This window comes from Paucilactobacillus wasatchensis (assembly GCF_000876205.1).
Classification (GTDB): Bacteria; Bacillota; Bacilli; order Lactobacillales; family Lactobacillaceae; genus Paucilactobacillus; species Paucilactobacillus wasatchensis.
In genome coordinates this window covers 29,676-49,338 of the sequence record NZ_AWTT01000008.1, presented here as the reverse complement: position 1 = coordinate 49,338, position 19,663 = coordinate 29,676, and the positions used below count along the sequence as shown (strand labels likewise).

20 protein-coding genes are annotated in these 19,663 nt (G+C 40.3%); 16 read left to right on the top strand and 4 right to left on the bottom strand.

Going from position 1 to position 19,663, the window contains the following annotated elements; translation table 11 throughout:
* Positions 1-133 precede the first annotated feature (133 nt).
* The 4 genes from WDC_RS02595 to WDC_RS02580 all read left to right on the top strand — a co-directional run bounded on the left by WDC_RS02595 (position 134) and on the right by WDC_RS02580 (position 6,640).
* Positions 134-1,663: an ABC transporter substrate-binding protein/permease gene (locus tag WDC_RS02595; protein WP_044010257.1), complete on the top strand. Its 1,530-nt coding sequence runs from the start codon at positions 134-136 to the stop codon at positions 1,661-1,663.
* Positions 1,664-2,143: 480 nt separating this feature from the next.
* On the top strand, positions 2,144-3,625 hold the full coding sequence (locus WDC_RS02590; RefSeq protein WP_044010256.1) for an ABC transporter substrate-binding protein/permease: 1,482 nt from the start codon (positions 2,144-2,146) through the stop codon (positions 3,623-3,625).
* A gap of 537 nt (positions 3,626-4,162) precedes the next feature.
* Positions 4,163-4,741 carry a sugar O-acetyltransferase gene (locus WDC_RS02585; RefSeq protein WP_156126984.1) on the top strand — a complete coding sequence of 193 codons (579 nt, stop codon included), beginning with the start codon at positions 4,163-4,165 and terminating at the stop codon, positions 4,739-4,741.
* A 321-nt stretch (positions 4,742-5,062) separates the two neighbouring features.
* Positions 5,063-6,640, top strand: a complete 1,578-nt coding sequence (locus WDC_RS02580) for a BCCT family transporter (RefSeq protein WP_044010255.1) — start codon at positions 5,063-5,065, stop codon at positions 6,638-6,640.
* 69 nt (positions 6,641-6,709) lie between these two features.
* Here WDC_RS02580 and WDC_RS02575 read toward each other — a convergent pair whose 3' ends face one another.
* Together WDC_RS02575 and WDC_RS02570 are read right to left on the bottom strand one after the other, a co-directional pair.
* Positions 6,710-7,348 (bottom strand): NAD(P)H-hydrate epimerase, encoded by a 639-nt coding sequence (locus WDC_RS02575; RefSeq protein ID WP_044010254.1) that lies wholly within the window; start codon positions 7,346-7,348, stop codon positions 6,710-6,712.
* Positions 7,349-7,350: 2 nt separating this feature from the next.
* Positions 7,351-8,277: a linear amide C-N hydrolase gene (locus tag WDC_RS02570; RefSeq protein WP_044010253.1), complete on the bottom strand. Its 927-nt coding sequence runs from the start codon at positions 8,275-8,277 to the stop codon at positions 7,351-7,353.
* 201 nt (positions 8,278-8,478) lie between these two features.
* On the opposite strand from WDC_RS02570, the gene WDC_RS02565 reads away from it, so the two are divergent.
* On the top strand, positions 8,479-8,871 hold the full coding sequence (locus tag WDC_RS02565; protein ID WP_044010252.1) for a DUF6508 domain-containing protein: 393 nt from the start codon (positions 8,479-8,481) through the stop codon (positions 8,869-8,871).
* Positions 8,872-8,962: 91 nt separating this feature from the next.
* Here the strand turns inward: WDC_RS02565 and WDC_RS02560 are convergent, their stop codons facing one another.
* A complete protein-coding gene (locus WDC_RS02560) occupies positions 8,963-9,313 on the bottom strand; it encodes a winged helix-turn-helix transcriptional regulator (RefSeq protein ID WP_044010251.1) in 351 nt (116 codons plus the stop codon).
* A 108-nt stretch (positions 9,314-9,421) separates the two neighbouring features.
* Here WDC_RS02560 and WDC_RS02555 point away from each other — a divergent pair, with 108 nt between their 5' ends.
* The 5 genes from WDC_RS02555 (at position 9,422) to WDC_RS09710 (ending at position 12,391) form a co-directional block, all read left to right on the top strand.
* Positions 9,422-10,756 (top strand): FAD-dependent oxidoreductase, encoded by a 1,335-nt coding sequence (locus WDC_RS02555; RefSeq protein WP_044010250.1) that lies wholly within the window; start codon positions 9,422-9,424, stop codon positions 10,754-10,756.
* A gap of 59 nt (positions 10,757-10,815) precedes the next feature.
* Entirely contained in the window at positions 10,816-11,130 is a 315-nt protein-coding gene (locus WDC_RS02550; RefSeq protein ID WP_044010249.1) for a DUF7671 family protein, read from the top strand.
* Between the two features lie 66 nt (positions 11,131-11,196).
* Positions 11,197-11,523 (top strand): hypothetical protein, encoded by a 327-nt coding sequence (locus WDC_RS02545; protein ID WP_044010248.1) that lies wholly within the window; start codon positions 11,197-11,199, stop codon positions 11,521-11,523.
* A gap of 1 nt (position 11,524) precedes the next feature.
* Positions 11,525-12,214 carry an NAD(P)H-dependent oxidoreductase gene (locus WDC_RS02540; protein ID WP_044010247.1) on the top strand — a complete coding sequence of 230 codons (690 nt, stop codon included), beginning with the start codon at positions 11,525-11,527 and terminating at the stop codon, positions 12,212-12,214.
* Positions 12,215-12,391, top strand: a complete 177-nt coding sequence (locus WDC_RS09710) for a hypothetical protein (protein ID WP_191978632.1) — start codon at positions 12,215-12,217, stop codon at positions 12,389-12,391.
* Between the two features lie 33 nt (positions 12,392-12,424).
* Here the strand turns inward: WDC_RS09710 and WDC_RS02535 are convergent, their stop codons facing one another.
* Positions 12,425-12,784 carry a DUF488 domain-containing protein gene (locus WDC_RS02535; RefSeq protein WP_044010246.1) on the bottom strand — a complete coding sequence of 120 codons (360 nt, stop codon included), beginning with the start codon at positions 12,782-12,784 and terminating at the stop codon, positions 12,425-12,427.
* A gap of 88 nt (positions 12,785-12,872) precedes the next feature.
* Here WDC_RS02535 and WDC_RS02530 point away from each other — a divergent pair, with 88 nt between their 5' ends.
* The 6 genes from WDC_RS02530 to WDC_RS02505 all read left to right on the top strand — a co-directional run bounded on the left by WDC_RS02530 (position 12,873) and on the right by WDC_RS02505 (position 19,581).
* Complete coding sequence (locus WDC_RS02530; RefSeq protein WP_044010245.1) at positions 12,873-13,118, top strand: hypothetical protein; 246 nt, start codon at positions 12,873-12,875, stop codon at positions 13,116-13,118.
* Positions 13,119-13,157: 39 nt separating this feature from the next.
* Positions 13,158-14,351 (top strand): ATP-binding protein, encoded by a 1,194-nt coding sequence (locus WDC_RS02525; RefSeq protein ID WP_044010244.1) that lies wholly within the window; start codon positions 13,158-13,160, stop codon positions 14,349-14,351.
* 11 nt (positions 14,352-14,362) lie between these two features.
* Positions 14,363-15,730: a vWA domain-containing protein gene (locus WDC_RS02520; RefSeq protein WP_052497769.1), complete on the top strand. Its 1,368-nt coding sequence runs from the start codon at positions 14,363-14,365 to the stop codon at positions 15,728-15,730.
* Positions 15,727-16,023, top strand: coding sequence for a hypothetical protein (locus WDC_RS02515; protein WP_044010243.1), 297 nt, complete (start codon positions 15,727-15,729; stop codon positions 16,021-16,023). Before WDC_RS02520 ends, WDC_RS02515 begins: the two co-directional genes overlap by 4 nt.
* A 96-nt stretch (positions 16,024-16,119) precedes the next feature.
* The gene (locus tag WDC_RS02510) at positions 16,120-17,430 is read left to right on the top strand and encodes an NCS2 family permease (protein ID WP_044010242.1); all 1,311 of its coding nucleotides are present in this window, start codon (positions 16,120-16,122) and stop codon (positions 17,428-17,430) included.
* A gap of 246 nt (positions 17,431-17,676) precedes the next feature.
* Complete coding sequence (locus WDC_RS02505) at positions 17,677-19,581, top strand: M13 family metallopeptidase (RefSeq protein ID WP_044010241.1); 1,905 nt, start codon at positions 17,677-17,679, stop codon at positions 19,579-19,581.
* The last annotated feature ends 82 nt before the right edge of the window (positions 19,582-19,663 follow it).

The window sequence follows — 19,663 nt, the reverse complement described above, 5'->3', positions numbered from 1 at the left end:
AGCGACGAATAATGTTTTCGTCGCTTTTTTGCTGTTCCAAATAAAAAGTCATTCATTTACTCAGACTATGTAGCATAAATAAACATAATTGAGTATACTAGATCACGGTGAATTTAAAGTGGAGGCAGTAAAAATGATCAAGAAAATATGTAAGGGGCTAGTAATTGCGCTGGCCAGTATGATGTTAGTTTTACCAACATTTGTTAGCTCTGTGAATGCAGCAAACACTGACGAATCAAGCTCAGCTAACTCGTCCAGTTCGACGACTAGCAGCGTAACGGGACAGGATGATTCATTAACCAAGATTAAGCAAAAGGGACAAATTGTCTTGGGCACAAGTCCTGATTACCCACCATATGAATTTATGTCAAAGGGTAAAGTTGTCGGGATGGACATCGAAATTGCGCGCAAAATTGCTAAGGATATGGGCGTAAAGTTGGTCGTCAAGAAAATGTCATTTGATTCGTTGCTAGTGGCCCTCCAATCAGGCAAGGTCGACATGGTTATATCTGGGGTCAACCCGACGGCTAAGCGGGCTAAAAGCGTTGATTTTTCAAAAGCCTACTACAAAGCAGGTCAGTATATTTTAGTTAATAAGGCTGATAAGGGTGTCTACAAGGACCGGACTTCGTTTAGTGGTAAAACGTTGGGGGCCCAGACTGGTTCACTACCATTTAACCTAGCTAAACAACAAGTTAAAAATGCGAAAGTTAAGGGCATTGAAACTGTATCTGATTTGGTAATTGCATTGAAAACGCACAAAGTTGATGGGGTCGTATTAGATCAACCAACTGCGGAGGCGTATGCCAAAAATGATTCTAGCATCGTGGCTAAAAATGGTCATTTTAAGTTGGGTTCATCAGAAACTAGTGATGTGGTCGCGCTAGCCAAGGGATCAACTGCTTTGAAGACACAGGTTAACAAGTCAATCGACACGATTAAATCGCAAAATTTGGTAGAAAAACAGTACCTAAAAAAGGCCGGTTCATATATGACGGTCAATACAGCTAATACATCGATGTGGCATTATTGGAAATACTTCGCCTTAGGGGTTGAATATACAATCGGGATCAGTGCAGTTTCGGTGGTTGCTGGTTTTGTCCTAGGTATTTTATTAGCTTTCATGCGTTTGGCAAAGCTAAAGCCATTACGCTGGTTAGCCACTGCCTACGTGGAATTCGTCCGTGGTACGCCACTGATGGTCCAAATATTGTTCGTTTACTTTGGTTTAGGCGTCATCGTCAATATTCCAGCACTGATTTCTGGTATCATTGCAGTATCGCTGAATAGTGGTGCATACGTCTGTGAGGTGATTCGTGGTGGAATTATTTCAGTCAGCACGGGTCAAAAAGAAGCCGCTCGTAGTTTGGGAATGAACGCCCACGACACGATGTACAGTGTGGTACTACCACAAGCAATTCGCAATATTTGGCCAGCATTAGGGAACGAGTTTGTATCCCTAATCAAGGAAACTTCAATTGTGTCGATTATTGGAGTTTCGGATATGATTTATCAATTAAAAATTGTCCAAGCAGATACCTATCGCGGTGTGATTCCTATCATCATTACGATGGTACTATACTTCATTTTGACATTTGTAATTTCAAAGATCTTGCGCCATTACGAGATTAAAATGAATAAGAAGGTTGATACAATCGTATAGAGTGTGAGCGAGGCCGTTAAGATACCGTAGGCTAAGTCAACAGCGACCATTAATAAACTCGGTTTTTGGGTTTATTAATGGTCGCTGTTGACTTAGCCCTAGGTATTTGGCCGAGCGAACACGTTTCACCAATAAAAAAGGAAAAGAACGACCATCAATAAACTCGGTTTTTGAGTTTATTGATGGTCGCTATTGTCTTAGCCCTAGGTATCTGGCCGAGCGAACACGTTTCATCAATAAAAAAGGAAAAGAACGACCATCAATAAACTCGGTTTTCGAGTTTATTAATGGTCGCTGTTGTCTTAGTCCTAGGTATCTGGCCGAGCGAACACGTTTCATCAATAAAAAAAGGAGAAGGAAAAAATTAATCAACACATTTCCCACTAACATTATTTTTATCCAACCCACTAAATTATATTGTATAAAAAACCGTACGCGAGTATGCTATAAACATTGGAATTATTTAAGGGGGATTGGAAAATGAAACGAGTTTACCAGTTTTTGATTGCACTGGTTTTGCTGGTCAGTGTGGTTGGCGGATTAGGGAGTCTGACGGCACACGCTGCCACAACAGACGACTCACTGGCTAAAATTCAAGCTAAGAAAACGTTGGTGGTCGGCATGAGTCCTAATTATCCACCATACGAGTTTCAGGTTAACCGGCATGGCCACGAAGAAATTGTGGGAATGGATGTTGAGATTGGAAAGCAAATTGCTAAAGATTTGGGCGTCAAATTAGTGATCAAAAAAATGAGCTTTGATTCTTTATTAGTTGGGTTGGAAACAGGTAAAGTTGACATGGTGCTATCGGGCATGAGCCCCACAGCAGCACGTAAAAAGAGTGTTGATTTTTCGTCAATTTACTATACTGCCGGTCAAGATATTTTAATTAATAAAAGTGATCAAGGTGTGTATAAAAACAAAAATTCATTTAGCGGCAAAACGATTGGCGCAGAAACTGGTACGTTGCAGTATACCCAGGCGAAAAAGCAAATTAGCAACGTCAAAGTTAAAGGAATGGATAATGCCACGGACCTGATTATGGCGCTGAAAACGCACAAAGTTGATGGAGTGGCAAAGGACCAAGCTTCAGCGGAAGCATATGCCCAAAATGATTCTCAGTTAGTGGCTATTAACGGTCATTTCAAAACATCTTCAGTTGAAATGGGTAATGCAATTGCATTTCGTAAGGGCTCAACAACGCTTAAAAATGCCGTTAATCAATCATTAGCAAAAATCAAAAAACATAACTGGATTGAAAATAAATATCTGAAAACAGCTGGCTCTTATATGAAGGTCAATACAGTTAATAACTCAATGTGGCACTATTGGAAGTACTTTGCTCTGGGAGTTAAATATACGGTCGGCATTAGTTTTGTTTCTGTCATTATTGGTTTTCTGCTCGGTATTTTGCTGGCCTTCATGCGGTTATCGAAAGTTAAAGTATTGAAATGGTTGGCAACAGCTTATGTTGAGTTTGTTCGCGGGACGCCATTAATGGTCCAAATATTGTTTGTTTACTTTGGGTTAGGCGTGCTGGTTAATATTCCGGCGTTAATGTCAGGTATTATTGCCGTTTCGTTAAATAGTGGCGCCTATGTATGTGAAGTGATTCGTGGTGGGATTATTTCAGTTAGTACCGGACAAAAAGAGGCTGCGCGGAGTCTCGGTATGAGTGCACACGATACGATGTACAGTGTGGTATTACCACAAGCAATCCGCAACATCTGGCCAGCTTTAGGGAACGAATTTGTCTCCCTAATTAAGGAAACATCAATCGTATCAATTATTGGGGTTTCGGATATGATCTATCAACTAAAAATTGTCCAAGCAGATACCTATCGTGGTGTCATTCCAATCGCCATCACGATGGTATTATATTTCATTTTGACGTTCGCCATTTCCCGGGTATTGCGGCATTATGAGATTAAGATGAATCATAAAGTAGACACACTAGTGTGAGCGAGGCCGTTAAGATACCGTAGGCTAAGACAACAGCGACCATTGATGAACTCGAATTTTGAGTTTATTGATGGTCGCTGTTGTCTTAGCCCTAGGTATTTGGCCGAGCGAACACGTCTCAACAAAAAAATGGAAGAGTAACCATTGATGAACTCGAATTTTGAGTTTATTGATGGTCGCTGTTGTCTTAGCCTTAGGTATTTGGCCGAGCGAACACGGTTTAATAAGATAAAAGAGAATGAGTATTGAATCCTGGGTATACAATTTAATTATAAAATCGCCGGTGTCTAATCAAATTGCTTATCACAGAAATTTATTTTTAAAAACAAAATGAACGTTATTTTTTAATCGTTTCAGTTTCATAAAAGTGTCAAAAAAGCCCACAAACGGGCGTGTATACCAAAAAAATTAAATAAATTTCAATGTCTCGCTATTCGGTATGGTTATACGGCTAATTTCGATTTTGTAATTTAGAGAAAACGATTACATGGGCCGATGATTTTTAACAAATGGGCGGATAAGTGGTACCCTATTAATATCATGTTAACTGAACGAGAGAAAATGACAGCTGGACAACCGTATCAGCAGTTTGATGCTGAATTAGTTGCACGACGAACTAAAATTCGTCATGAATTAATTAAAATCAACCAGCTTGACAATAACGATCAGCGTAATCAGCAGGTGCAACAATTATTTGCTGATACTGGTTCTCACTTTTTTGTTGAAGGTGGGTTGGAGTTTGATTACGGTTTTAATGTCCATATTGGCGATCATTTTTACGCTAACTACAATTTAACCTTATTAGATACTTGTCCAATCACGATTGGTGAGCACTGTTATATTGGCCCGGACGTTGGCTTTTACACACCAATTCATCCTTTGTCTGCGCAAAAGCGAGATGCTGATATTGAGATGGGTGCACCGATTACAGTTGGTGATAGTGTCTGGATGGGTGGTCATGTCACGATTTTACCAGGTGTGACGCTTGGCAGTCGGATGGTGGTTGGTGCTGGTTCAGTTGTCACCAAATCATTTGGCGATGATGTTGTGATTGCCGGCAACCCGGCGCGCATTATCCACCATTTGGATAAAAATGGGGATGTGATTCGTCCGTAAAAAAATTCAATCAAACAAATGAGCGAATTCATTAGTATTTGTATAAGATCGCACGCTGTGCAGATATTTCTAGTGGAGATTACTAGATTTACTGTTGGCGTTTTTTTGTATCGTTTTTTAAGAAACGGTAAATAAATTGCCAGTGTTAAAAAATTGTGGAGATAAATTTTTCCACAAAATGAGGTGGCACTATTTATCACCCTGATGATTTTCATCTGGATGATTCGGTAGCTCACCGAAGATGGAAGATTTACGCATGTAAATCATTCCTAAATAATTAGGAGGAATATTATTTTACATCATCAGAATATTGATAAAAAGATGTTTGTACCAACTGCAGTTTTATTCGGCTTAGTTTCAATCGCATTACTAATTGGTGGTTCTAGTTTGAAGTCTGGCTTAAGCAGTTTGATGGATACAATTACTACCAAAATGGGTTGGGCATATCTATGGATTTACATCATTAACTTTGTCTTCTTTATGTATTTGGCATTCAGCCGCTTTGGTAAGATTAAGTTAGGTAAAGCCAAGGACAAGCCTGAATACAGTGGCTTCCAATGGGGCAGCATGGTCTTTGCGACCGCAATTGATGCCAGCATTTTAATGTTAAGCATGGTCGACCCACTCAGATATGTTCAGCATCCTATTTTTGGCGCTAAACCATATTCAAAGGCAGCATACAGTAATGCCCATATGTTAGGCCAGTTTAATTGGGGCCCGATGGCATGGATGATGTTTGCAGCCGCTGCGGTTGCAATTGCCTATGTGATGTACGTTAAAAATGTGCGCGTGATGCGGATTAGTGCTGCAATTACCGTTTTACATGGACCAGAACATTATAAGGCTGTGTTACGTCAAGTAATCGACTTTCTGGTGGTCTTCGGTATCATGGGTGGTATTGGATCTTCAGTTGGAATGGAAATTCCAGTTATTTCCCGAATTATTAATCAAATAACTGGTGTCCCAGACAGCATTTTATTGAAATTAGGAATGTTTATAATTTTATTCGCCATTTTCACAGTTACAATGTTACGTGGTATCAAGGGTGGAATTGATAAATTAAGTTCAGCACATATCTGGACTGCGATTGGTTTCCTACTCATCGTTTTATTAGTGGGACCAACAATTTATATTTTGAACTCTGAAAGTAATAGTTTAGGGCTAATGGTTTCTAAGTTTATCTCAATGAGTACCACGACTGCTTCCAACGGGCATGCTGGTGTGGCACAACAAGAAACTATTTTCTACTGGGGTTGGTGGTTGTCGTACATGCCAGTAATGGGATTGTTCATCGCCCGAATTTCTCGTGGTAGGACAATTCGTCAGGTTATTTTGGGAATGCTAGGCTATGGTGCGTTAGGCTGCATGAGCTTCTATGCAATTTTAGGTGGCTATTCACTATACTTGCAAAAGGCTGGGATTGTTAACTTAATTCACATCCTAAATACACAAGGCCAAGCATCCGTGATTGCAACTGTCATTTCGACGTTGCCATTTAAGATGATTATGTTAGTGATTTACTGTGTTTCATGTTTTATTTTCTTAGCAACGACGATTTCGTCTTCTGCATTTATTGTTTCGTCATTTACAAGTTTGAAATTAGCACCTGGTCAACAACCAAGTAAAGCAAACCGTTTGTTTTGGGTGTTTGTCTTCATGCTATTCTCATTCGGAATTGTCTTCGTGGGAGGCTTCAAGACGGTCCAAGCAATTAGTGCAATTGCCGGATTCCCGCTGATCTTTGTATGTATTCTCTTGATTATCTCAACGTGGCAAATGCTTCGTGGTGATGAGCTAGAGTTAGCAGCAAGTCATCGTCGAGTGGTTCACCAATTACGGCGACCAGCACGGCGTAGTAGTCGAGTAACATCGGCAACTAGAATTCATGAAACAAATTAATTAAAAACTAAAACAGAGTGCCTTGAATTTCAGGGCACTCTGTTTTTTTGCAATTATTTCAATATATTATTAATTATCGTCCACTGCATAAGTACCCATATCAGCAGCAACCTCTACTTGACCGGCGTATGTTGGACCAGCTGCAACAGTTAAACCAACTTTATTAAAAGCAAAGGTAACTGTGGCCGTGGCTTTGACGGCCACGTTCATCACTTCACCGGTATCCGTGTTGATTCCTGAAGGTACGTCAACAGCGACGATTTTTGCGTTAACTGCATTGATGGCATTAATTATTTGTTCTTGTGGTCCAGCGATAGGGCGATCGATGCCAATGCCAAAAATTGCGTCAACAATCAATGTTGCATCTGCAAGCGCCTCTGTGGCTGTCTGAAGATCGATATGATAATACTGGCAAATTTTTCTTTGTGCTGCATGTTCAGTAGATTCATGCTCAGAATTACCAACAGAAACGACCCTAACGGTGGCGCCAGCAATTTTTAATAGTCGCGCAACGCACAAACCATCGCCACCATTGTTGCCATAGCCAGCGACCACGATAACGTTTGTTAAATCAAAATTACCGGATAAGATAAAATCACGCACAGCCAGCGAGGCCCGTTCCATCAGGACCATTGATGGAATTTTGATTGTATTGATGGTATAACTATCAAAATGTTTCATTTGTTCAGCAGTAACTAAGTGCTTCATGACTATTCCTCCATTTCAAATGTATGTGCGGTCGAATAGTTTGCAGTGGCGTTGGTCAGGGTGGTGATGGTTAATTTACCAGTTGCGAGGTCTTTAAACCAATATGTCCGCGTGTTGACATCAATTATCCCTTCATAGTGGGTGTAATCGTGGCGGTCGTTTTCTTTTTTTATAGAAACGCTATCTAACAAATTGAACAGGTCGATTGTGGCTGCAGGAACATCGGCTGGTACATTTTGCCACCGAGCAAGGGCTGCCTTAATGAATCGATCAGTGGGAATTTTTCGTTGCGGCAAGGTCCCAGAGTGCTTTTTAATTGCTGCAACGGTTCTTGAATTAAATTCCATTCCAGGTAATCCTAAAAATCGATTTAGATTAGCAATATGCTTTGCCAATGGTGGTGTATTAGTCAAGACGTTAACAGGATTATTTTGTAACGCCAAATTAAATCCAGTGGGTTCAATAACGGCTGTTGTTCCAGTTTTATCTGTTATCAGCCAGTGAAATGGATAAATACCGTCGTGGTCATACCATTGTGTTTTAATCAATGCGATTTGTTCTAATTTGCTGGCAACTTCAGCGACCGATCCATTTTCGCTCAGTAGCCAGGTGGTGAAATCCTGAGGCGATAAATTGATCTTGCCAACTACCAATTGTTCATGATATGTTGCCTCAACGGGAAAATACAATTCCGCACAGCATAATCCAGCGGTGTTAATACCGTCGCCAATCAAATAATGACTATTGATGTGCCGCATGCCGCCTAAAATAGCGAAATGAGAGTTAAATTGGGTTGTTGCCGTAATTGGTTGCCAAGGATAGTGCTGTGGCAAAAAAGTAAGCCGCCACGGTGTCTTGGTGGGAAAATCCATTGTGCGACCGAATAATTCGTGGTGATTAAGGGTTTTGATCGTCAAACTAGTACACATGCAAGCACCTCGTTTCTAGTAATTGGTTCTTATGCGATCATAATAGCACGAATTCAGGGACAAAAATCGTTTGTGGTAACAATAACGTGTAAATTAGTGTTGCTTAATTTTTTTCTACTAAATTAAACCAATTTTTTGGACGACTTTGAATGACTTTTGACTGAAAATAACTTATGATAGTAGGTAAATGGGGGTGATCAAATGAACTTACAGGATTACGTACAATATTTTAAAGATATGCGGAACCAAGAAATTGCCTGGACAGCAACTGATCGCGAGGATGGGATCTTGCAAATGGGGTACCCAAAGTATGATCCCCTGATGTTGAAGTTTAGTCAGGAGTTCTTGGACAGTTCATATTGTGATCCTCGCTATCGAAAGACACTCAAACAAGCACATATTAAGTTGAAAACCAATCATATGACGGTGGGACAGGTAATGTTGACCCAGGATGTCAAGTTGATCGAAGCGATGCTAACACAGATTATTCGCTCAGAGCCATTTGATGAGGGAAGCTGGGCTAAGGCGCTGCAAGAGGGGTATTTTTACCGCTTGACGAATGCTTTGATTAGTTTAGAAGGGACCACCGTTTAAGTTAGGTTGCCATTATTTTGTTTAGCTATTAATTATAAAAACCGCAAAAGGCCCTACTGGTTATTCTTAGTAGTGGTTTTATTTTGCCATTTTAGGCCAATTTTCGCTGACAAATTAAGTGCTGCTTGCCCCAGGTTTTCATCGCCAGAACAATTGGCATTAATGATTCACCGGTAGTAGTTAATTGATAGGTTGATTCAACCATATTAGCAATTGTAACTTTTGAATTACTGATGAGGCCGTTGGTGATTAGCAGATTCAATTGTTGTTTTAGCACTTTTTTGCTGCATCCGCTTAGTGCTGTTTGTAATTCACCGAAGCGGTGCGGTTTTTGGTTAAGTATCATCAAAATGGAAGGCACCCATTTTTTTCCGATCAAACTGGTGGTGGCCTCGACCGGACAGCCAAAGGACGTATCATTTGCGAGATAAATTTCTTTCATGTTAACCTCCAGGTGGTAACTAAAAAGTACCTAATTTATTTTTAAGCTTAATCCAATTACAATGAAGCTGACATAGTCAATTATAGGCAAGAAGGAGCAAATTATAAAATGAAACATTTTGAAAATATTATCATTGGTTTCGGTAAAGCCGGTAAAACACTGGCTGGTAGCCTGGCACAACATGGTCACGAAGTGCTATTAATTGAAAAAGACGAGCAAATGTATGGTGGTACGTGTATTAATGTGGCCTGCCTGCCAACTAAGAATATGATTATTAATGCGCAGCGAGGCGTAAAATATGACCAGGCAATTGGGATCAAAAATCAATTGACGACTAAATTACGAAATAAAAATTATCATAAAGTTGCTGATTTGGACGCTGCCACAGTGTTGAATGCTGATGCTGAATTTTTGGATGATCAAACTATTCAAGTGACAGATGATTCAGGGAAAGAACAATTAACCGCAGATCGAATTTTTATTAACACAGGTGCGACACCCATTATTCCAGCCATTGAAGGCATTCATGCTAGTAAACATGTTTTTGCTTCACGTGAAATGTTAGACCAGCATCAGTTAAATCAAAAGTTGGTTATTTTAGGTAGTGGTCCAATTGGGCTGGAATTTGCTTCAATGTATGCCCAATTTGGTAGCCAAGTACACGTTTTAAGCAGTGGTGCCGGGATCCTGCCACAAAATGAACCCGAGGTGGCACAGATGGCATTAGCAGATATGCAGGCGGATGGAATTGATTTTACGTTTGGGGCAAAACTAGTTAAGGTCGCAGATGTGGATCAAGGAGTGGCACTGACATACTTAAAAGACGGCACCAAACAAACAATTATAGCTGATGCTTTATTGGTTGCCACTGGTCGTCGCGCTAATATTGACGATTTGCATTTGGATAGGACCACAATTCAACTTGGCGATCGCGGTGAAATTTTAGTCGATGATCAATTGAAAACGAACGTGGCCAATATTTGGGCGCTGGGGGATGTTAATGGTGGTCCGCAATTCACCTATGTTTCCCTCGATGATTTCCGAATTGTGAACAACCAATTGTTGGGTGACCAAACGCGCACTTTAGCTAACCGGCCGATTTATCCGCGCACGACGTTTTTGCATCCAGCCTTGTCGTCAATCGGATTAACTGAAAAACAAGCCCAAACACAGGGATTGAATTATCAAGTTGTGACCATGGCGACAGCTGGAGTGCCTAAGGCCAACGTGATTGGTAATCCACGTGGAATGTACAAGGCTGTGATTGACCACGACACCAAGGAGATTTTGGGGATGACAATTTATGCTGAAGAGGCGTATGAAACCATCAACTTAATTGCATTAGCGATGCAACAACATGTACCGGCAACCGTCTTACGAGACCAGATTTATTCTCATCCAACAATGACGGAAGCACTAAATGACGTGTTTGCGAGCCTTTAAAACGATATAATAGATTTGAATCGATTCGGATTCAAATCTATTTTTTTAGGGATTAAATAATGAAAAACAAATATGAAGTGCATCGTTTTGTCGGTCTACCGTTTGTAGCTGATAATTCTGGCAATTATCTGTTTAAACTAGATGACCAGGGAAATGCTAAACCACATTCGTGGCGCCCAGGTAAACATACCAAGGGTAAATTTACCCACGTTGGTCAATTATTTTTGAGCGAAAATAATCTGCTAGTGGCCATCATTAAAGTCGAACCATTGGCGTTTAAAGACCGTCATTTGGAGGTGCCACTCCAACGATTCACCAGCGAATATATCACCGACGAACTATTGCGGCAGGGACAGGTGATTATTAGTGAGTAATGAATTCGGCAAATCGGCTGATCAGTGGTATATTACTAGCAATATCAAGAAAAAAGGGGTGAGCAAATGATTGATGTGTTTACCATGCTTAAAATGATGAATGTGGATCATCGCCACGTGGCCAATTCTCAAATTGTGATCACGGATGAGGAAGGTAAGCCGGATGCATTGTTAACTGATTTGTTGCGTGATGTTGTCAGCAGTATCAATATTTTTATTGATATTCGCGATGTCTATTCAGTTGATGACCTCATTGACGCATTTTCGGCGCACACACCATTGCCCGACGATGTACTGGATGAATATAGCAAGATCCTCAAGCAAACCATTCTAGGGCTTAACTTCGCCACTAGAAAAAATCAGATTGAATTGATTTTTGGAGGGACAAATTAAGATGAAGACATTGGTTATTGTTGCCCATCCCAAGTTGGCGGAGTCAACAACTCAACAATTGTTAAAGCAAAGTATTGCTACATATGAAAATGTTACTTGGCATCCATTAACTGAATTGATTGATGTGGTACAGGAACGTCAGTTGTTGCGTCAGGCGGATCGAATTATTTTTCAGTTTCCACTATACTGGTATAGCGCACCGGCATTACTGAAACAGTGGCAAGATAAAGTGCTGACAACAAAATTTGCGACAGGCTCATCCTTTTCGTTGGCACACAAGGAATTGGGTTTAGTGGTATCGACTGGTTCGGCGAGCAAAACATTTCAACCGGGCGCAGCTGAACAGTTCACAATGGCTGAGATTTTACGACCATACGAGGCCCTGGCTAATAAGACACACATGAAATACCTCTCGCCACTCGTAATTTACCAGTTTCCATATCTAACCAAAATCGAACAACAGAGGCTCTACGCGACTTACCAGCAGTACGCTGCTAATAGTAAATTTGACCATTTTGCTGGGCAGGAGGAATGGATCAACAGTCAACTTAAGCGAAAAATTAATACCACAAAAAAAGCTGCCACTCAACAATCGTTACAGCAAATCCAGGCTGTATTACAGTCGAATGAAGATACACTGGCAGACTTAGCGATGACAGTTGAAATGATGAAACAAGATGAGGATGACTAAATGGACACACAAAAATGGGTGCAACAACAAGTGATGACACTGATTGAAAATAGCTTAGATTTTAAGGAACAGGCGTTTTATCAAGCACTGCAAGATACTTTAACTGAACAATTCAAACGAATCGACCAACTACAAGGTGAGATCGATGGCCGCAGCTGGAACACGGCCAACTGGTAGAGAATAGTAAGCTTTAGTTTCACGTGAAACAATCTATGATTGTGATTGTATGTATTCTTGCAGTACAACTGCCTGATTATGTTTTTCGTCTTTAGCACCAAATAATAAGATCACATTTTCAGTTTTTAAGTGTTCTTGAACTAATTGCAAAAAAGAAGGCAAGGTTACGTTCTGATTTAATTCGGTAAGATAGCGCTGTTTGAATTCAGGATATTTAGGGACTTCGTGGTTGAACCACTTTCGTAATTCAGTTGACGGGCCAATCTCTTTACACCATTGGTCTAATTGTGCGTTGATTTTGGAAATTCCGCGCGGCCACAAGCGGTCCACTAAGATACGGTAACCGTCTGTGTCGATAGGCTTAGTATAAATTCGTTCAATTTTAATCTGCATCAAGAATCACCTCAAATACATAATACCGCATTTTAGCGCGAACTAGTTGTTTTTTGAGACACCAATTACCATCAGCGGAGGTTTAATAATGATAACGGAAACGATCAAAATTTTTTATCCCAGTCCTAATACAGTAGCCTCGGTTACAAAATATGTAGCAGAATATTTAAAAAAATATTTGCCAGCAGGGCAACAGGTTGTAACTGAATCACTGCGTGAAAATGGCACAAATATTGAAGCAGTCTTTAGCATTTACGCACCAATGGAAGAAATTGACCTTATTATTAATGATTTAATGGACGGTGGCGATTTTAAAACAGAGATGATTAAGTAGTATTTTGGTTTCACGTGAAACAGATGAGGAGGTAGTTGGATGGCACTTACATATCAATCATTATTAACTGCAGTTCCGATTGTTATTCGGGCCGGCAATGTGCCCAATATTGTTGGCGAAGCAGGAATTGGCAAATCAGCTTTGGTTGGCCAAGTTGCTGCTAATATGGGTGCTAAACTGTTTACTACGGTTGTCAGCTTATCAGAGAAGGGTGACCTAGCCATTCCCGTGCCGCCATTGACAAAGGAATCATTTGTTCAAACCAAAAATTATGGTTCATTGGCAGATGTTCAGTTTGGTTATTCTCATACGCTGGTCAATATTATTGAGTATGCAGAACAACACGAGCACCAGCCCATTATCTGGTTTTTGGACGAATTTAATCGTGGTACGCAAGCCGTTCAAAGTGAATTAATGAATCTGGTGTTGCAACGAGAGATTAATTCATTGGTATTACCAAAGCAGGTGCATATCGTGATTGCGGAAAATCCAGATAGCACAATGGCAGGGTTTGAGGATACTAGTTATGGGGTTACCGCTGGTGATGATGCAATTAAAGATCGGACTGTTCGGTTAGTAATGCGTGTGAACGTTGCTGATTGGCTGAACTGGGCGCAACAAAAAATTAATGGGCAAGTCCAGATCCACCCACTAGTGACACAATACATTGCGAGCGAACCAGAAATGCTGCATCCACAGGAACGAGAAAATGATTTATATCCAACGCCACGGGCCTGGCAACGAGTATCTGCTAACCTATTTGAATTGGCCAAATTGCCGACTGAAACCAGTCGAGAAGTACAACTGAATTTGCTTCAGGGAGATTTAGGTGAAAATGTTGGCACTGCGTTTGATCAGTTTATCAAAGAGAAACAAGACGTTTTGACAGTTAAGACTGTTTTTGATATTGAAACAAATAACGATGATCAAAAAATTAGCAATGAATTCAGCCAATTGAATGAAGTTGCTAAAATGCAGTTATTGCGTAATTGTGTTGAACAGGCCGAGGAGTATTCATTTGCCGATGCGGCGATTGCAACCAGATTTTTGCAGCTGTTGCAGCTGACTAGTTTAGATGGGCAATATGCAATTGTTCAATCAATTGGTGGCATTGAAAATCAGGCTAAAATCCTAGAACCTATGTATGCAGCGATTCAGAGCGGTTCTGATGGTGGCTCTGTGTTGGCTTTATACCGATATTTAGGCAAAGTGGCAACCACAAACGTTGATTGAGGTAAAAGCAAATGAACGAAGCTAAATTTCAGACAACACGCGAACAAATTTTAACTGATGTAGCGCAAAATAAAATGTCACTAATAGACGTTCAGAACCAAGTTGATCAAATTTTAAGTGGTGCAGTGATTGAACTGCTGCAAACTAAACGATTATTTGGCGAGGTACTGATTCAAATTGCACGGCAGTATGATAATCGTCTGGATGGTGCCATGGGGTTTAAATGGCAACTAACCAAATTGAATTTAGTGATTAATCCACTCAAGCTGGTGGAGGTCGTCACATACTGGCATGAGCTGTTAGCATTGCTACAACATGAAGTGTTGCACGTCGTGTGGCAGCATCCGCTGCGTTATCAAACTAGTAAACATCAGACAAATATTACCTTAGCAACTGACGTGGCAGTCAATCAATATTTGGAAGAGGTGCCACGTGGTACTGTTACACTAGCCGATTTAGCTAAATTGTTGGATCAACGATTGCCAGCACTGGCCGATTCAAGTTCATACTTACAAATAATTCAAAAAAATAAAATTAAGGGTCAAACAGGACAACAAGCTCAAAGCAATCAGATTGATACAAGGCAACAATTTAATAGCGAAAAACGATCAAACGGTGAGCAAAAAGCCGGCAAGCTAGATACTCATGCTGGCTGGGATAGTGAGACTAAGGTAGAATCATTATCTCAGCAAACGGCTGAACTGAAACAAATTTTAGCTCAGGCTTGGTCACAAACACCGACCAGGGATCGTGGATTATTACCCGGGAAATTAAAACAACAGCTGGAACATATTGATCAACCGGCATCGTTTAATTGGAAACAGTTAATTAAACAAGCGGTCGGCAGTTTACCACAGGGCAAAAAGTCTTCTTATAGTCGTTTTAATCGCCGTCAACCACTCCGAATGGATTTGCCTGGTCAGGTGACAAATTTGGTAACTAAAATCGATATTTTTGTCGATAATTCTGGTTCGATGGGTGATAACGAAATTGCTTATTTACTGACGCAGATTAAAGAAATTGTGATGACGACGGAGACACTGACAACCGTTTATAGCTTTGATGCCGTAGTTCATGCGGCTGACGCGTACGAATTGCGCAATCAAAGTCAGATTCAGTTCAAGCGAATCGGTGGGGGCGGAACGAGTTTTCAAAGTATTTTTGCATATTTGCAAGCACAGCACGCAACTAATAATGATACTTTAGCAATCATTTTGACGGATGGTTGGGGTGAGACTAAAATTAATAGTTATCATTTTTCAAATGTGCTGTGGGTGCTAACGTCACCAGTTAGCCAGTTTTCAGTTGAGAATAGTTGTGGCAAAATCGCAACTGTGGCAAATAACGTCAATTATCAAAGAATGGTGGGAACAAAATGACAAACGAGCAACTATTAGTACCGGCAGACTTACAATCCGTTTTGAGTCATGATGAGTCATACCGGCGCGCCGTTAATTTACTGACTGAAAATTGGGATCCGGAACAAAATCATTTATTTAGTGATTTAGTGAAGAGCAGTGACGTGATATTTGCCCAGAAGCTGCAGACCGCAAATTTGATTAAGGGTAAATTTAGTCTTAGCGACTATCAACAGGTCCAATACTTTATCAGTAACCACGAGCAGTGGCTGACACAATCAGCTAAAAACGAATTATTGAAATCATTTGAATGAATTGTAAAAAGACTATTTACTTCTAAACACGAATATTATATGATAAATACTGTTGTTTTATTCGTATGTTCATTTAGAGGAATGGGGAATAATTAAGTGTCATCAATTACAAAGTATTTTCAATTAGACGAGTTACACACGACGTTTCGCCGCGAACTATTAGCTGGATTTACAACCTTCATTTCCATGGCCTACATTTTATTTGTTAATCCGAGTGTTTTAGGTGCTTCCGGAATGGATAAAGGTGCGGTTTTCACTGCGACTGCACTGGCAAGTGCACTAGGCTGTATTTTAATGGGTGTACTCGCTAAATATCCAATTGCGACGGCACCAGCTCTGGGAATTAATGCATTCTTTGCTTATTCCGTTGTTATTGGGATGAAAGTGCCATGGCAAACAGCTTTAGCGGGTGTCTTTGTCGCGTCATTAATTTTTATTTTGATCACAATTTTCAAACTGCGAGAATTAATTATCGATGCAATTCCGAGTGACCTAAAATACGCTATTTCCAGTGGAATTGGTCTATTTATCGCCTTTTTAGGTTTGAGTGACGGCGGATTAATCACGGCTAATAAATCAACGATTGTTGGTTTGGGTTCGTTTAGCGTTGGTACCACTTGGTTGACAATTTTTGGTCTCATCATTACGGCTATTTTTATGGTTAGAAAAGTTCCTGGTGGTATTTTTATTGGGATGGTGCTTACGTCTGTTTTAGGTCTGGTAACAGGCCTCATTCCGATGCCTAAACACCTAATTGCTGGCGCTCCAAGTTTGGCACCGACATTTGGTGTTGGTGTAATGCATATCGGTGATATCAATACCATTCAATTATGGGTGGTGGTATTAACGTTTTTGCTGGTCACTTTCTTTGATACAGCTGGAACATTAGTGGGATTGGCGCAACAAGCCGGATTTATGAAAGACAACAAAATGCCGCGAGTCGGTAAAGCGCTAATGTCGGATTCATCAGCGATGTTGGTTGGCTCTGTGCTGGGAACTTCACCAGTTGGTGCGTATGTTGAATCTTCTGCTGGAATTGCGGTTGGTGGGCGGTCCGGTCTAACCGCAGTTGTCACTGGCGTATTGTTCGTGTTTGGTATGTTTTTCTCGCCACTACTGTCTGTTGTTACTAATCAAGTAACTGCGCCCGCTTTAATTATTGTTGGTGTACTGATGTCCCAGTCATTGAAGTATATTTCCTGGGATAAGATGGAAGTTGCCATCCCTTCGTTCTTAATTGTGCTGGGGATGCCACTGACTTACAGTATTTCTGACGGAATCGCATTAGGGGTAATCGTATATCCAATTACAATGATTACTGCAAAACGAGGTAAAGAAGTTCATCCAATTATGTACTTACTGTTCTTTGTTTTCTTAGGATTTATGTGGATTCTGAATATTGAATAGGATTTTAACAATAATGAACTAACTCCAATAGTGGGTTGGTTCATTTCTTTAGTTAAAACGTGTTCACAGTCGCAGATATCTTCATACAACAAAAAAATTTGACTAGCGTAATTCAAACTCGAATGGCGCTAGTCAAATTTTTAGGTTACATGACGATAGCTATTCAAACTCTTTTTCGATAGATCAATATCCAACCGTAATGAAAACGGTTATAATTAATAGATGTAAAAATACTAGGAGGCTATTATGGCAATTAATGAGAAACTAATCAAAGATGATTTATACGAAGCCGTAAATGGTGATTGGATTAAACAAGCGACCATTCCGGATGACAAACCTGCAACTGGTGGGTTTAATGATTTAGTCGATGATATTGATAAACTTTTGATGGGTGATTTTGACCAAATGCTCAGCAACAAAGTAGCACCACAAACTGATATGATCAAGGAATTTGTTAAGTTGTATCAATTGGCCAATGATTTTGACCGTCGTAAGCAAGAAAAAATTGAACCATTGAAGCCATACCTAACCAAGATTAATCAACTGCACTCCTTTGCAGATTTTCAGGCAATTGCGGTGGACTGGCTGAAAGACGGAATGCCAGCGCCAATCATGTTTGATATTGATGCTGACATGAAAAATGCGCAAGTTAACGCACTATTTGCACAAGCACCTAAATTAATCTTGCCAGATAAGACGTATTACGAAGAATTAAATGAAAATGCACATATCCTAATTAAAACTTTTAGCGACATGATGGCAGAATTACTGAGCAAAGTTGGCTACTCACTTGAAGAAGGGGACCAGTTAATCGAACAAGCACTTTCGTTTGACCGTTCACTAGCACCATTTGTTAAGAGTGCAGAAGAATCAGCTGACTACAGTAAAATGTACAACCCTAAAACAGCTGCGGAGTTTAATACCTATAGTTCCACTCTGGATTTAGGTGCAATTGTAACTGGTCTAATCGGCACACAACCTGAAAAGATTATTGTTGCTGAGCCTAAATATTTTAGTTCATTGGATCAAATTATCAATGACAGTAAGTTTGATGAATTTAAGAGTTGGCTAATTGTTCAAACTGTTTATGGAATGAGTCGTTACTTAGATGAAAACTTTCGGGTTACCAGTGGGCAATATAGCCGTGCTTTATCAGGGAGCAAAGCACCGATGAAGCAAAAGAAATTTGCTTATTACCTGGCTTCCGGAACTTTCGACCAAGTCGTCGGTGATTATTATGGCCGTAAATACTTTGGTGAGACAGCCAAAAATGATGTGCACCAGATGGTTGAAAAAATGATTGGCGTTTACCAACATCGCCTAGCTAACAACACATGGTTAAGCAAGAAAACACGTGACAAGGCAATCTTGAAATTAAGCAAACTAGGAATTCAAGTGGGCTATCCAGATAAGATCGACCCGCTCTACCAAAAATTGCATGTTAACCCAGACGAATCGTTATTGACTAATGTGCTGGCTATTACACGGGTGGTTCGTGAAAACCTATTTGCTAAGTGGAATAAACCAGTGGATCGCAATCAATGGGAAATGAGTGCCGCTACCGTTAACGCCTATTACCATCCATTCCGCAATATTATTGTTTTTCCTGCGGCCATTTTACAAGCCCCGTTCTATAGCCTGAAGCAGAGCAGTAGTGAAAATTATGGCGGGATTGGTTCTGTGATTGCACATGAAATTTCACATGCTTTTGATAATAATGGTGCACTCTTTGATGAATATGGTAATTTGAATAATTGGTGGACCGCTGAAGATTCGGCTCATTTCAGATCGCTAGCACAAAAAATGGTGACTGAATTTGATGGGATCGAGTATGTCGGTCAAAAAGTGAATGGTAAATTAACAGTATCCGAAAACATTGCTGACGGCGGTGGGTTAAGTTGCGCACTTGAAGCTGCTAAGAGCGAAGGTGACGCGGATATGACGGCCTTCTTTATTAATTGGACGACCATCTGGCGCATGAAGGCGACAAGACAATATATGCAGTTATTATTGTCCATTGATGTCCATGCACCTGCTAAATTAAGAGCTAATGTCCAAGTCCAAAATTTGCCTGAATTTTATGAAACGTTTGGGATCAAACCGGGGGATGCGATGTACGTTGCACCGGATAAACGAGTTAATATTTGGTAGAGTGCAAACTAAGCTGTAAAAAATCGTACTACGTTGTCCAAAAGAACGACGCTGCTACAGCGGCAAGTTATAACCGACAATA

What these genes read in the sequence shown, in the direction of transcription:
- WDC_RS02520 (WP_052497769.1), top strand. Translation starts at nt 14,363, where the DNA reads ATGAACGAAGCTAAATTTCAGACAACACGCGAACAAATTTTAACTGAT.
- WDC_RS02530 (WP_044010245.1), top strand. Translation starts at nt 12,873, where the DNA reads ATGATAACGGAAACGATCAAAATTTTTTATCCCAGTCCTAATACAGTA.
- WDC_RS09710 (WP_191978632.1), top strand. Translation starts at nt 12,215, where the DNA reads ATGGACACACAAAAATGGGTGCAACAACAAGTGATGACACTGATTGAA.
- WDC_RS02515 (WP_044010243.1), top strand. Translation starts at nt 15,727, where the DNA reads ATGACAAACGAGCAACTATTAGTACCGGCAGACTTACAATCCGTTTTG.
- WDC_RS02560 (WP_044010251.1), bottom strand. Translation starts at nt 9,313, where the DNA reads ATGAAAGAAATTTATCTCGCAAATGATACGTCCTTTGGCTGTCCGGTC.
- WDC_RS02595 (WP_044010257.1), top strand. Translation starts at nt 134, where the DNA reads ATGATCAAGAAAATATGTAAGGGGCTAGTAATTGCGCTGGCCAGTATG.
- WDC_RS02575 (WP_044010254.1), bottom strand. Translation starts at nt 7,348, where the DNA reads ATGAAGCACTTAGTTACTGCTGAACAAATGAAACATTTTGATAGTTAT.
- WDC_RS02570 (WP_044010253.1), bottom strand. Translation starts at nt 8,277, where the DNA reads ATGTGTACTAGTTTGACGATCAAAACCCTTAATCACCACGAATTATTC.
- WDC_RS02540 (WP_044010247.1), top strand. Translation starts at nt 11,525, where the DNA reads ATGAAGACATTGGTTATTGTTGCCCATCCCAAGTTGGCGGAGTCAACA.
- WDC_RS02580 (WP_044010255.1), top strand. Translation starts at nt 5,063, where the DNA reads ATGTTTGTACCAACTGCAGTTTTATTCGGCTTAGTTTCAATCGCATTA.
- WDC_RS02590 (WP_044010256.1), top strand. Translation starts at nt 2,144, where the DNA reads ATGAAACGAGTTTACCAGTTTTTGATTGCACTGGTTTTGCTGGTCAGT.
- WDC_RS02535 (WP_044010246.1), bottom strand. Translation starts at nt 12,784, where the DNA reads ATGCAGATTAAAATTGAACGAATTTATACTAAGCCTATCGACACAGAC.
- WDC_RS02545 (WP_044010248.1), top strand. Translation starts at nt 11,197, where the DNA reads ATGATTGATGTGTTTACCATGCTTAAAATGATGAATGTGGATCATCGC.
- WDC_RS02555 (WP_044010250.1), top strand. Translation starts at nt 9,422, where the DNA reads ATGAAACATTTTGAAAATATTATCATTGGTTTCGGTAAAGCCGGTAAA.
- WDC_RS02565 (WP_044010252.1), top strand. Translation starts at nt 8,479, where the DNA reads ATGAACTTACAGGATTACGTACAATATTTTAAAGATATGCGGAACCAA.
- WDC_RS02550 (WP_044010249.1), top strand. Translation starts at nt 10,816, where the DNA reads ATGAAAAACAAATATGAAGTGCATCGTTTTGTCGGTCTACCGTTTGTA.
- WDC_RS02505 (WP_044010241.1), top strand. Translation starts at nt 17,677, where the DNA reads ATGGCAATTAATGAGAAACTAATCAAAGATGATTTATACGAAGCCGTA.
- WDC_RS02525 (WP_044010244.1), top strand. Translation starts at nt 13,158, where the DNA reads ATGGCACTTACATATCAATCATTATTAACTGCAGTTCCGATTGTTATT.